General features: G+C 70.9%; 16 protein-coding genes and 1 pseudogene. 8 read left to right on the top strand and 9 right to left on the bottom strand.

The genetic code is table 11. The annotated features are described in order from the left end of the window. Positions 1-44: 44 nt before the first annotated feature. The 3 genes from VK501_RS13260 to VK501_RS13250 form a co-directional block, all read right to left on the bottom strand. Positions 45-374, bottom strand: coding sequence for a hypothetical protein (locus VK501_RS13260; RefSeq protein ID WP_324338038.1), 330 nt, complete (start codon positions 372-374; stop codon positions 45-47). Positions 375-623: 249 nt separating this feature from the next. Further along, a complete protein-coding gene (locus VK501_RS13255) occupies positions 624-839 on the bottom strand; it encodes a hypothetical protein (protein ID WP_324338036.1) in 216 nt (71 codons plus the stop codon). Beyond that, complete coding sequence (locus VK501_RS13250) at positions 836-1,168, bottom strand: hypothetical protein (RefSeq protein WP_324338034.1); 333 nt, start codon at positions 1,166-1,168, stop codon at positions 836-838. The genes VK501_RS13255 and VK501_RS13250 overlap by 4 nt, the downstream gene beginning before the upstream one ends. A gap of 72 nt (positions 1,169-1,240) precedes the next feature. Here VK501_RS13250 and VK501_RS13245 point away from each other — a divergent pair, with 72 nt between their 5' ends. Both VK501_RS13245 and VK501_RS13240 read left to right on the top strand, forming a co-directional pair. Then, positions 1,241-1,699, top strand: coding sequence for a MerR family transcriptional regulator (locus VK501_RS13245; protein WP_324338032.1), 459 nt, complete (start codon positions 1,241-1,243; stop codon positions 1,697-1,699). 443 nt (positions 1,700-2,142) lie between these two features. Beyond that, positions 2,143-2,316, top strand: a complete 174-nt coding sequence (locus VK501_RS13240) for a hypothetical protein (protein ID WP_324338030.1) — start codon at positions 2,143-2,145, stop codon at positions 2,314-2,316. A 13-nt stretch (positions 2,317-2,329) separates the two neighbouring features. Here the strand turns inward: VK501_RS13240 and VK501_RS13235 are convergent, their stop codons facing one another. Together VK501_RS13235 and VK501_RS13230 are read right to left on the bottom strand one after the other, a co-directional pair. Beyond that, complete coding sequence (locus VK501_RS13235) at positions 2,330-3,025, bottom strand: NADPH-dependent F420 reductase (protein ID WP_324338028.1); 696 nt, start codon at positions 3,023-3,025, stop codon at positions 2,330-2,332. Further along, a complete protein-coding gene (locus tag VK501_RS13230; protein WP_324338026.1) occupies positions 3,022-4,068 on the bottom strand; it encodes an LLM class flavin-dependent oxidoreductase in 1,047 nt (348 codons plus the stop codon). Before VK501_RS13230 ends, VK501_RS13235 begins: the two co-directional genes overlap by 4 nt. 90 nt (positions 4,069-4,158) lie before the next feature. Between VK501_RS13230 and VK501_RS13225 the strand changes: the two genes are divergently transcribed. The 4 genes and pseudogenes from VK501_RS13225 (at position 4,159) to VK501_RS13215 (ending at position 6,940) form a co-directional block, all read left to right on the top strand. Further along, on the top strand, positions 4,159-4,659 hold the full coding sequence (locus tag VK501_RS13225) for a MarR family winged helix-turn-helix transcriptional regulator (RefSeq protein ID WP_324338024.1): 501 nt from the start codon (positions 4,159-4,161) through the stop codon (positions 4,657-4,659). Further along, a pseudogene (locus VK501_RS28935) lies at positions 4,660-4,815 on the top strand (MFS transporter); the annotation flags it as partial. A gap of 204 nt (positions 4,816-5,019) precedes the next feature. Further along, positions 5,020-5,457, top strand: coding sequence for a hypothetical protein (locus VK501_RS13220; RefSeq protein WP_324338022.1), 438 nt, complete (start codon positions 5,020-5,022; stop codon positions 5,455-5,457). 406 nt (positions 5,458-5,863) lie between these two features. Further along, complete coding sequence (locus tag VK501_RS13215; protein WP_324338020.1) at positions 5,864-6,940, top strand: sulfite oxidase; 1,077 nt, start codon at positions 5,864-5,866, stop codon at positions 6,938-6,940. A gap of 223 nt (positions 6,941-7,163) precedes the next feature. Here VK501_RS13215 and VK501_RS13210 read toward each other — a convergent pair whose 3' ends face one another. After that, complete coding sequence (locus VK501_RS13210) at positions 7,164-7,355, bottom strand: hypothetical protein (protein ID WP_324338019.1); 192 nt, start codon at positions 7,353-7,355, stop codon at positions 7,164-7,166. Between VK501_RS13210 and VK501_RS13205 the strand changes: the two genes are divergently transcribed. Continuing rightward, positions 7,345-7,896, top strand: a complete 552-nt coding sequence (locus tag VK501_RS13205) for a hypothetical protein (RefSeq protein WP_324338017.1) — start codon at positions 7,345-7,347, stop codon at positions 7,894-7,896. The genes VK501_RS13210 and VK501_RS13205 overlap by 11 nt on opposite strands. Before the next feature lie 123 nt (positions 7,897-8,019). Here VK501_RS13205 and VK501_RS13200 read toward each other — a convergent pair whose 3' ends face one another. The 3 genes from VK501_RS13200 to VK501_RS13195 all read right to left on the bottom strand — a co-directional run bounded on the left by VK501_RS13200 (position 8,020) and on the right by VK501_RS13195 (position 9,845). Next, complete coding sequence (locus VK501_RS13200; RefSeq protein ID WP_324338015.1) at positions 8,020-8,889, bottom strand: hypothetical protein; 870 nt, start codon at positions 8,887-8,889, stop codon at positions 8,020-8,022. 226 nt (positions 8,890-9,115) lie between these two features. Then, the gene (locus tag VK501_RS28755; RefSeq protein ID WP_349261012.1) at positions 9,116-9,196 is read right to left on the bottom strand and encodes an SEC-C metal-binding domain-containing protein; all 81 of its coding nucleotides are present in this window, start codon (positions 9,194-9,196) and stop codon (positions 9,116-9,118) included. Between the two features lie 496 nt (positions 9,197-9,692). Beyond that, a complete protein-coding gene (locus VK501_RS13195; protein ID WP_324338013.1) occupies positions 9,693-9,845 on the bottom strand; it encodes an SDR family oxidoreductase in 153 nt (50 codons plus the stop codon). 206 nt (positions 9,846-10,051) lie between these two features. Here VK501_RS13195 and VK501_RS13190 point away from each other — a divergent pair. Then, on the top strand, positions 10,052-10,618 hold a 567-nt coding region (locus tag VK501_RS13190), incomplete at its 3' end, for an epoxide hydrolase (protein WP_324338011.1).

The raw sequence follows: 10,618 nt of genomic DNA, 5'->3' as shown, positions 1-10,618 counted from the left end.
ACCCACCTGACCTACGCAGTCCGGGAGCGGTAACTGTCTCGACCTCAGCGCTCCCCCGCCGAGGTCAGCAGCGCGGTGAGATCCTCGACGCTCTGAGCGTCAGGAAGGGCGAGCGTTCGGGCCGCGAGCTCGGCCGCGCGCCTCCCTCCGGGAGGGACCTCACGGCGTTTGTCGTGGAACTTCCTCGCCAGCTCCTCGTCGGACAGGGGGTTGCCGGGGCCGCCGCGGTTGACCTCGACGCGCGCCTCGAGTTCCTCGCCCGTGCGGGTGGTCACGTGCAGGACGGCGGGGAAGGCGTGCGGGAACGACGCGCTGCAGCGCTCGTCCTCGACGCAGCGCACCAGGGCGGCCAGGGCGAGGCGGCGGGGGGTCACGGGCGGCGGCGTCGGTGAAGTCCTCGTGGGACACGCCGAGGCCGCCGCCCAGCAGCGCCGCGGCGACCGTGTAGGGGCTGGCGGCCGTGGCGGCGCTGGCGGTCTCCGGGGCGTGGTCGGCTGCGCTCTCGCCCTGCTTGCGGACCTCGTGGTGGCCGATTTCGTTCGAGCGCTCGAGCCCGACACCGACCGCGAACGTCGCGCTGGCGGCGACGACCAGGGCCAGCAGCAGGACGCGCGGGCTGAGCATCAACAACCGCCGCGCTGCCTGGTGCGGCGATGCACGACCAGGCCGACGACGGCGGCGAGGATCACGGCGCAGGCGATGCCGAGCCATCCGCCGATCGCGCTGCCGGCGACGGCGCCGATCACGGCGGGGCCGACGGCGCAGCAGAGGACCATCAGCACGCCGCCGCCGATCAGGGTCAGGTCGAACCGGCTGCGCGACTTCTCCTGCACGCTCATCGCCCGACCTGCGGCTGGCCGCGGAAGGCGTCGACCAGGTCGGCGAGCACGAGCTCGGCGTCCTCGGGCGCCTCGATGGTCAACACGATGGTGTCGGGCTCGTCGGTGACGGCCATGTCCAGGAACGCGCAGCACCGCGACTCCGCCGCGACGATCGCCTCGACGCGATCGCGGACCCCGGCGCCGCCGACGAAGCTCAGCTGCGCGCCGGTCGCGCCGGTCCAGGCGTCGATGAGCGCGGCGCGGCCGAGGTCACGCATCTCGGCCAGGCGCAGGGGCAGCTCGGTCGCATCCAGCGAGCAGGCGATGGGCAGGGCGTCGTCGGGCATCAGGATCTCCAGAAGGTAGGGTCCAGCTACCGTGCACCTTGAACCCGAGTTGAAGTCAAGGGGCGGATCCCAATGGACGACCACGCAACGCTCACCATCGGCCAGCTGGCGCAGCGATTCGGCCTCAAGACCTCGGCCATCCGCTACTACGAGCGCGTCGGCGTCCTGCCCGAGCCCGACCGCGAGCACGGCCACCGCCGCTACGGCGAGGATGCCATCCGCCGCCTGGAGGTCCTCGACGTCGCCAAGCGTGCCGGCTTCTCGCTCGACGAGGCCCGCCTGCTGATGGAGCGAAGCGACGCCGGCTCACCCGCGTTTGAGTCGATGCGCGAGCTGGCCGCGCGCAAGCTGCCCGACGTCGAGGCGCTGATCGCCCGCGCCGAGGAGATGCGCTCATGGCTGCTGACCGCGACCGACTGCTCCTGCCAGACCCTCGACGTCTGCGGCCTCTTCGACCACAACGACATCCGGCCGCCGCGGGCGATGCCCGTGCCGCTCAGCATCAGCCAGGTTCCGCGCCGCGCTCCGTAAGGCGGGTTCTCGGGCGCGACCCCGACGATCCCCCGGGGCACGTCTGTGTGGCGCAACGGCCAGACCGGCGCCGCTGACCGTTCGTTGTCTGCGGTCGTGCCGGGCGGCTCGCAGTCGGGTCGCCAGGGCCGGGGCGAGTCGGGTGGTCGGGCGGCTCGAAGACAGGCTCGGCGTGGCCTTGGCGTGCTGTCGCGGGCGCTACCGGGTCGATCCTTCGGCCGCCGGCGCCCGCAGTCGACGAACCAGGTGACGAATGCTACGCAGCAGGGTGACCGCAGAAACGCGTGTGCGGCTGTCCGCGCGAGACCGGCCTCAACCCCCTGGAGACGTACAACCTGGCTGCTAGGGGCGTGCCCCGACGGCGCAGCCAGACGAGGCGGTCGCCGTTCGCCCCGGCTGTCCGGCTCGTCCGATCAGCCGGTGATCGCGATGGCCCTGCCGGCGTGGCCGTCCTGGGCGCCGGTTCCTCCGGCGTGGCCCCGTCGACGTGGGCGAGGTCACCGTTCGTCCGGCCGCGCAAGGCTGCACCGCTCGACGCGACCGTCGCCTACGAGGGCGACGGCCCGCTCGCCCCCGAGGTCGTCGACAACGACGACCCGTCGCCCGGCGTCCCCTGAGCCGGCGCGCCGGCTACGCCGCTTCGGCGAGCCGGCCGCCGGCGCGCGCCTGGGCGACCGCGCGGCCGCGTGCGGAGCTCGGGAAGGCCGCGAGCATCGCACGCACCTCGGCGGCGGTCGCGTTGGCGCCGAAGACCGGGGCGCCCGGCTCGAGCCGGACGCCGTCGGCGACCGAGCCCGCCATCACCGGGTCGAAGCCGAGCGAGTCGACCAGGGCGGCCACGGTCGCGACGTCGTCGGGGTCGTCGCCGGCGATCGCGATGGCCTTGCGACCGGGCGAGCCGGCCGGGCGGGCCTCGCCCTCGAGGTCGTGGTAGCCCATGTGGTTGAACGCCTTGACCACGCGCGACCGCGGAAGGGACGCCTGGACGATCTCGGTGGACGAGGTCCGTGGGTCGGTGAGGTCGTCGCGGAGGCCGTCGACCTCCTCCCAGTAGTTCATGGCGTCGATCACGAGCTTGCCCGCCAGCGCGTCCGCGGGGATGGTGTGGTGCTTGCCCAGCGGAAGCGCGAGGATGACGATGTCGGCGTCGCCGGCCGCCTCGGCGGCGGTGGTGGCGGTCGCGCCGGGGGTCAGGACGTCGACGATGAGCGCGATCTTCGCCGGGTCGCCGGAGCCGGCGATCAGCACGCGGTGGCCGGTGGCGAGCGCCAGACGGCCGAGCACGGTGCCGAGCTTGCCGGCGCCGAGGATGCCGACGGTGCTCATACCGTGGCGACCTCGGTGCCCAGGAGCTCGCGCACCATCGGGATGACCTCGGTGCCGTACAGCTCGACAGCTCGAAGGCGCGCGCTCGCCGGTTGCGCCCCGACGGTGTAGATCAGGTCGAAGCGTCCGACGCCGAGCGCCGAGATCGCGTGCGCCATCTTGCGGGCGACCGTCTCGGGCGATCCGACGTAGAGCGAGCCGTGCGCGACCTCGGCGTCGAACTCGTCGCGGCGCAGCGGCGGCCAGCCGCGCAGCGCGCCGATGCGATCGCGCTGGACCTTGTAGTGGGGGTAGAAGAGCTCGATCGCCTCGTCGTCGGCGTCGGCGATGAAGCCGGGGGAGTGCATGCCGACCGGATGCGCGGTGGTGCCGAACTGCTCCGCCGCTCGGCGATACAGATCGATATACGATGCGAAGCGCTCGGGGCTGCCGCCGATGATGGCGAGCATGAGCGGCAGGTCGTAGCGCGCGGCGCGCACGACCGACTGCGGGGAGCCGCCGACGCCGACCCAGGTGGTCAGGTGCCCGGACTCGGTCTTGGGGAAGACGTCGGCGTCCTGTAGCGGGGCCCGCGTCGTGCCCGACCAGGTGACCGACTGCTCGCCCAGCAGCTTGACGAAGAGGTCGATCTTCTCCTCGAAGAGCACGTCGTAGTCGGCCAGGTCGTAGCCGAACAGCGGGAACGACTCGGTGAAGGACCCGCGTCCCAGGATCACCTCGGCGCGGCCGTTGGAGAGCGCGTCCACGGTCGCGAAGCGCTGGAAGACGCGGACGGGGTCGTCGGAGCTCAGCACGGTCACGCCCGAGGCGAGACGGATCCGCGAGGTCTTGGCCGCGATCGCGGCGAGGACGGTCTCGGGCGTCGAGATGGCGTACTCGGGTCGGTGGTGCTCGCCGAGGGCGATGACGTCGATGCCGACCTCGTCGGCGAGGACGGCCTCGTCGACGACCTGCCGGATGGCGGCCGCGTGGGAGATCAGGGCGCCGGAGTCGTCTTGTGGGACGTCTCCGAAGCTGTCGAGGCCGAAGGTGAGGTCAGTCATTGGTGGATCCTCGTCCGCTGCGAAGGAGTAGTTGACACGTCAACTATAGCCAAGCTATGATTGATACGTCAACTAACGAAGAGTGAGGCGATGGGCACCACTTCAGCTCCGCGGCGAGGCCGGCGGACGCCGACCGCGGAGCAGCTCGCCATCTGGCGGGACTACATCGAGACGGCGGAGGCGATCCGCTCCGGGCTCGAGGCGCGGCTGCAGGCGGAGTCGGGACTCTCGGCCGGCGACTACACGGTGATGCTCGCGCTCAGCGAGGCCGACGAGCGCCGAATGCGTTCCTCCGAGCTGGCCTCCCACATCGGCTGGGAGCGCAGCCGCCTTTCGCACCACCTGGGCCGCATGGAGCGCCGCGGCCTCGTTCAACGCCAGGACTGCGCGACCGACAGCCGCGGGGCGGAGATCGTCGTCACCGACGCCGGCGCACACGCCTTCCGCCGCGCATCCGCACCCCACCTGCGCGACATCCGCGAGCTCTTCGTCGACGCGCTCACGCCGGAGCAGATCACGGCGGCCGGCGAGGTGGCCCGGGCGCTGCAGGCGCACCTCGCGCGGGCGCCTAACGGCGAAAGCCCCCCGTGAGGAGCCGTGGCGCTCGTCGCCTTTCTGATCGCCGAGCGTCGCAGCAGCCCCCGATGCTGCCCCTCGGGGCCTTCGCCTCCCGCCAGTTCACCGCCGCCAACCTCGTGACCTTCGTGGTCTAACGCTGCGCTGGGCGGCATGTTCCTCCTGCTCGTCGCGGATTCGTTCGAGGTGTGACCGTTCGGCCGAACATGAGTGGATCGTGGAGGCAGACATCGAGGCCACGTCACCTGGCCAGGCATGCAGTCATCAGCTAGGCTCGTCCAAGCGTCGGGCGTGCAGGCCCCGCCCCAGCGCGCCCGGCACTGTTACGGTACCCAAGACCGTCGCTGCGACGGTCACCCCTCGAGGGAGGTCGACATGGCTGCATCGGACCAGCTGACGAAGTTGGCGGCCAGGGCGAAGGAAGCTGAAGATCGGGCCGCAGCCGCACAGGGGAAGGCCAAGGCGGATCTCGAGCAGGACGTTGCGACGGCGCGCGCATCGGCTCAGGCCCAGGCTGAGAAGCTGCGCCAGTCCGCGGACGCAAGCAAGGGGAAGCTCTCCGTCTGGTGGAATGACGTGCAGCGCTCGTGGAACGAACACGTGGCAAAGGTTCGCGAGGACGTCGATGCCAAGCGGGCGGAGCACGACGCGGAGCGGGCGCAGCGGTACGCCGAGAACGCCGAAGACGACGCCACGTTTGCGGTTGAGTACGCGTATGCAGCGATCGAGGAGGCCGAGTACGCGGTGCTCGACGCGGCCCTTGCGAGGATGCAAGCTGACGAGCTGTCACCACAGCCGGGCGCTACCGCCTGAACGCCACGTTGGCCTGTGCGCCGACCGGGGCGCACAGATCTCGGACGCTACGAGGACAACGCAAAAGCGACGCGAGCGCACAAAACCCGTGAAAGGGGTCGGCGTGCCTGTCGATTCGCGCGCGGTTCGGAGCGATGAGCTGCCGGTCAGTGATCGGCCGTGAGAAGCCTCGACCCGACGCACTGCTCGACGTGGGGAACCGCCACGTCGGGCGGCCGTGCATCGACAGCAGAGCTGGTCGTGCGGGCGGGAACCGTCGGTTTCACCGTGCTGTCAGTGACGGCGTAGGGGGCTCCCGGCATCCGCGTGTGGCCCGCTCGAGGCGATCGCGCACGAGTTCGGCGGCCTTCGCGCGCCAGCGCGTGCGTTGGCGCGCGCCTCGGCGATTAGGATTGCGTCATCGTCCATGGGGGAGATCAGCCAACAGGAGCTGCAGCTGGCGACCCGCAACCACGGCATGCCGCTGGAGCTCCTGCGCGAGCCGCTGACGCCGCTGGGGCTGCACTACCTGCTGGTCCACTACGACGTCCCCGCCGTCGACGAGGACGTCTGGCGGTTGGCCGTCGGCGGACGCGTCGCGCGCGAGCAGACGCTGTCGCTCGCCGAGCTGCAGGCGCTACCGGCCGTGAGTCTGGCGGTGACGATGGAGTGCGCCGGCAATGGCCGCGCCCTGCTGGAGCCCCGGGCGGTGAGCCAGCCGTGGCTCACCGAGGCGGTCGGCACCGCCGAGTGGACCGGCACGCCGCTGCGCGGTGTGCTGGAGCGGGCCGGTCTCGCCGCCGACGCGGTCGAGGTCCTGTTCACCGGCCTGGACCGCGGGATGGAGGGCGGGGTCGAGCAGTCCTACGAGCGCGCGCTGCCCGTCGCCGAGGCACTGCGCGACGACGTGCTGCTGGCCTACGCGATCGGCGGCCGGCCGCTGGCACCGCAGCACGGCTTCCCGCTGCGGCTCGTCGTGCCGGGCTGGTACGGGATGACGAACGTCAAGTGGCTCGGTCGCATCACGGTGCTCGACGAGCCGTTCGCCGGCTACCAGCACACGCGCTCCTACCGCATGCGCCAGGCGGAGGATGACGAGGGCGAGCCGGTCACGCGGATGCTGCCGCGCTCGTTGATGGTTCCGCCCGGCATTCCCGACTTCCTCAGCCGCGAGCGGTTCCTCGAGCCCGGCACCGCAGTGCTCCGCGGCCGCGCGTGGTCCGGTTGGGCGCCGATCGAGTCCGTCGAGGTCAGCACCGACGGCGGCCGCGGATGGGCCCCCGCGGAGCTCGAGGAGCCCGTCTCGCCGGCGGCATGGCGCGGCTGGTCGTTCGCGTGGGAGGCGTCCGCTGGTCGCCACGAGCTGTGCTGCCGCGCAAGCGATGCCGACGGGCGCAGCCAGCCAGTCGATCCGCGCTGGAACCTCGGCGGCTACGCGAACAACAGCGTCCAGCGCGTCGTTGTCAACGTGTCCGCCTCACGGCTGGGGGGCGCAGATAGGTGAGACCCCCGATGCTTGCACGCGCGTGACGGCACGAGCATCGCCGGGCGAAGGGCGCGAGCGCTGTGAGCGGCGCGGTGACGACGACCACGCCCGTGGTGCCGGGCCCGCGTGACGACTTCTCACATCCGTGAGAATCCGCTCCACAGGGTCAGCGGTCGGGTCCCAAGGCGGGTACCACAGCCGCCTTTCGTGACCCGCTTGAGGCCGTCCGGACGTCCCGCAATCATGCGGAACACAAGGCTTCCAGCGCCCTGGCCTTCCATGTCCCCGAGACCAACACCACGTACTTCGCGCTCAAGCGACCGGCGCCCGGCACATGGACGATCGAGCCGACCGCCGACTCGACGCCCATCACCGGCGTGAAATCCGCCAACGGCCTGGACGAGCCGAAGGTCACCGGCAGCGTGCGGCGCACGAAGCCCGGCTCGTCGACCCGAACGTTGTCCTACAACGTGACGCCGCTGCCCGGCCAGCAGGTGACGTTCGCCGAGCAGGGCAAGGCCGCCGTGCAGATCCTGGGCCGGGCCCGCAGCGGGCGCGGCACGCTGCGCTTCACACCGGCCGACGGTCGCGGCGGGCGGCACAAGGTCATCGCCTTGGTCTCGTCCTACGGCAAGCCCCGCACGCAGATCACGGTGGCGACGTACGTCGCCCCGGCGCCGCGCCGGCCGGCGCGGGTCACGCGGTTGCGCGCCCGGCGGTCGGGCACGCGGCTGGCGGTGACGTGGGCCAGGGCGGCCAACGCCAAGCGCTATGAGATCAGGGCGACGCTGTCGGACGGCCGCCGGCTCAGGATCCGCCAGGCGGCGGCGCGGCTGACGATCCCGGCCGTGGCGCGCGCGACGCGGGCGACGATCACGGTCACCGGCCTCAAGGCCGACCTGACGCGTGGCAAGGCCGCGACGGTCAAGGTGGCGGCCCAGAAGAAGGCCATCAGGAAAGCAACACCCGCGTGACCTGGGCGGCGGGCGGGGCTGCGGCTGCAACATCTCGACGTCGCCATCGAAGACGGCGGTTGTCAATCAACGAGGCGTTCCGCGACTTCGCTGGCGGATGATCACCGGCTCGGTTGGCGACCCTCAGCGAGCCCTTGCGAGGTGTTCGAGTAGCCGTCCTGCGAATGGCATCTTCGGAGTGCGCCATACGTGTCGCTGCTCGAACGGCCAGGCGTAGACCGGGTTGCCGTCGCGCACCAGCTCCAGCAGGCGTGGTTCGCCGAGCTCGTCGGCTGACCACTCGTACAGGCATTGCAACCGCGGCACGATCACCGCGTAGTCGAGCATCCGGCCAAGACGCTGCTCGTCGGCGACATAGCGCTCGACGTCGAGCGCGAGTGGATAGCGGTCTGGAAGCACGCGGCGGAGTGAGAGGAAAACACCGGCCATCCCGAGCCGGGGGTCGCCGAGCACGCGGCCGAGCGGAGCGAACCGTCCGAGCGCCAGGCGCGGCGCCGCCGCGAGTGCATGCGCGTAGAGCACGCGCGCCAGCGCGACGTTCATGAAGAAGCGCTCCGGCGCGCCCTCCGCTTCGGCGAGGTTCGCGTGCTCCAGGTATCCGGCCACGATGCTTGCGTTGTGCGCGCGGTACCAGTTGCGCCCCGTCGGTCTCGCTCCGAACTCCAGCCAGAGCCGCACCGCCTGCGATGACGGCTCGCCGGCCAACCCACCGAGGAGCGCGACCGTTTCGCATCCGTCGCGCAGCAGTCGCTCGTTGACCGCCCGCCACCACACGCTGCCCGGCGGCGACGCGTCCAGCGGATTGAGCACACCGCGGCGCGCCTGCCAGCGCATGAACGACAACGCCGCCCGTCGGAACGGCAGGTGTCGCGGTGCGCGGCCCGTCGGCCCGTGGAACACCCGCGCCATCAATGCAAGACGCCCGGCCGGATCGTCGCGCACGGCCGCGACCCGGGTCCCAGCCAGAGCAAGCGCGTCTGCGTGCTGACTCATCGCGAGCAGTGATAGCGACTTCGCCGAAGGCAGCGCAACCTCCCCGCGCGATGACCGTTGTTGGGCCACCCGCGGAGTCAGGGGGCGCCCGCTAGCGCATTGAGGCAAGACCAGTAGGTCCTGCGCAGACCCCGACCGCAGATTCCGCCACGAGATCTCACGGTCGGACAACGCCCGCTCGAGGTACGGTCGCGATGGCAGTCGTGCGAGGGGCGGCGCGAGGCGCCTACGCGCCGCAACACCTCTTGTACTTCTTGCCGCTCCAGCACGGGCACGGCTCGTTGCGCCCGATGCCGCGAATGTGCAAGGTGCGCTAATAGGGCTTATGCCGATTGCGCGTCAGGCCGAGGCGGCCGTGGCGCGCGGTACCAACCGCGTCCCGATCACAATGGCGGCGTTTCCGCGCTCTTCTCGGTCAATTCGACGAGAATTAGCGCATGGAGCTCTGGTGCGGACGCCTGCTCCTCGTCCATTCCGGCAGCGGGTCCCCGAGGCACCACGGAACCGAAGGGTCAGAGGTTCGAATCCTCTCGGGCGCGCTGGAGACCCCCGGTGAACAATGGGGTTTTCGCGTTTCTGGGCTCGTATTTGACCCGTAGGTCTTGCACCGAGGGTCAACCAGGTTGCGACCCTCATTTCACGGGCCTTGTCCGACTGGCATCCGGGCTTCCCGGGCTTTCTGGCGAGTTTTTGGGCGAGCGCCAGAAGCCGCTCTCGCGGTTGTCTGCGAGCGGGCCGAGCGGTCACCGTCGCCATCGCGACACGTGACCCGCATGGGACCCGCCGCGGCCTGACGGGTCGCGTTACTCAGGAACGGTGAAGGCCGAAGTGATGCCGCCGTCGAGCGGGAAGGCTGCGCCCGTGATAAGGCCGGAGTCCTCGCTCGCCAGGTAGGCGACGGTGCCGGCGAGCTCGTCCGGGGTCCCGAACCGCCCCATCGGGTAGTGGGCAGACATTCGTTCAGTCTTGCAATGAGCGGAGGGCCGGCCAGCTCCGTCGCTGAGCAGGCCCCACCAAGTCGGACGATCTGACCGGCGCTGGAAAGCCCGACCGTTGTTCAAGCGTCGTTGCCCGCGTGCTGGCACGGAATGCACGTCGACGGCGGCGGGGCTCCCAGGCGACTGGTGGGGTGGGTGTTGCGGGCGCGATTTACACTCGCCGGATGTCGAGTCCACAGCCGTTCGTCGTGGCGATCTCTCAAGGAGATCTGGACGACCTGCGCGACCGGCTGATCCGGACACGGTGGCCGCGGCGCGTTCCGGGTGACCGCGGATGGCAGCTCGGCGCGGATCCCGAGACCATGCGGCGCCTCGTGGAGCGGTGGGCCGACGGCTATGACTGGCGGGCGCGTGAGCGTGAGATCAACGAGTTGCCGCACTTCACTGTCGACATCGACGGGGTGGCTGTGCACTATCTGCACTACCGAGGCATTGGGACGCCGTTGGTGCTGACGCACGGCTGGCCGGGGTCGTTCCTGGAGATGCGGCTGCTTGCCGCAAAGCTGGCGGACCGTGGCTTTGAGGTCGTGGTGCCGTCACTGCCGGGGTTTGGCTTCTCGGCTCAGCGGCCCGGTCAGACCGATCCGTGGTCCACGCCGCAGCTGTGGCACACGTTGATGTCCGATGTGCTCGGGCACCGGCGCTACGGCGCCCACGGCGGCGATCTGGGGGCGGGGATCACGACGCGTCTGGCTGCCCGCCACCCCGAGGCGTTGATCGGCATCCACCTC

This window comes from Baekduia sp. (assembly GCF_035318805.1).
Lineage (GTDB): Bacteria > Actinomycetota > Thermoleophilia > Solirubrobacterales > Solirubrobacteraceae > Baekduia.
Note: the sequence above shows the minus strand (reverse complement) of the source record. Positions and strands in the feature narration are given on the sequence as shown.

Bases quoted from the DNA above. Each gene is read 5' to 3' on its own strand.
- VK501_RS13235 (WP_324338028.1), bottom strand. From the start codon at position 3,025: ATGAGCACCGTCGGCATCCTCGGCGCCGGCAAGCTCGGCACCGTGCTC.
- VK501_RS13230 (WP_324338026.1), bottom strand. From the start codon at position 4,068: ATGACTGACCTCACCTTCGGCCTCGACAGCTTCGGAGACGTCCCACAA.
- VK501_RS13250 (WP_324338034.1), bottom strand. From the start codon at position 1,168: ATGCCCGACGACGCCCTGCCCATCGCCTGCTCGCTGGATGCGACCGAG.
- VK501_RS13245 (WP_324338032.1), top strand. From the start codon at position 1,241: ATGGACGACCACGCAACGCTCACCATCGGCCAGCTGGCGCAGCGATTC.
- VK501_RS13200 (WP_324338015.1), bottom strand. From the start codon at position 8,889: ATGAGTCAGCACGCAGACGCGCTTGCTCTGGCTGGGACCCGGGTCGCG.
- VK501_RS13220 (WP_324338022.1), top strand. From the start codon at position 5,020: ATGGCTGCATCGGACCAGCTGACGAAGTTGGCGGCCAGGGCGAAGGAA.
- VK501_RS13195 (WP_324338013.1), bottom strand. From the start codon at position 9,845: ATGTCTGCCCACTACCCGATGGGGCGGTTCGGGACCCCGGACGAGCTC.
- VK501_RS13225 (WP_324338024.1), top strand. From the start codon at position 4,159: ATGGGCACCACTTCAGCTCCGCGGCGAGGCCGGCGGACGCCGACCGCG.
- VK501_RS13255 (WP_324338036.1), bottom strand. From the start codon at position 839: ATGAGCGTGCAGGAGAAGTCGCGCAGCCGGTTCGACCTGACCCTGATC.
- VK501_RS13215 (WP_324338020.1), top strand. From the start codon at position 5,864: ATGGGGGAGATCAGCCAACAGGAGCTGCAGCTGGCGACCCGCAACCAC.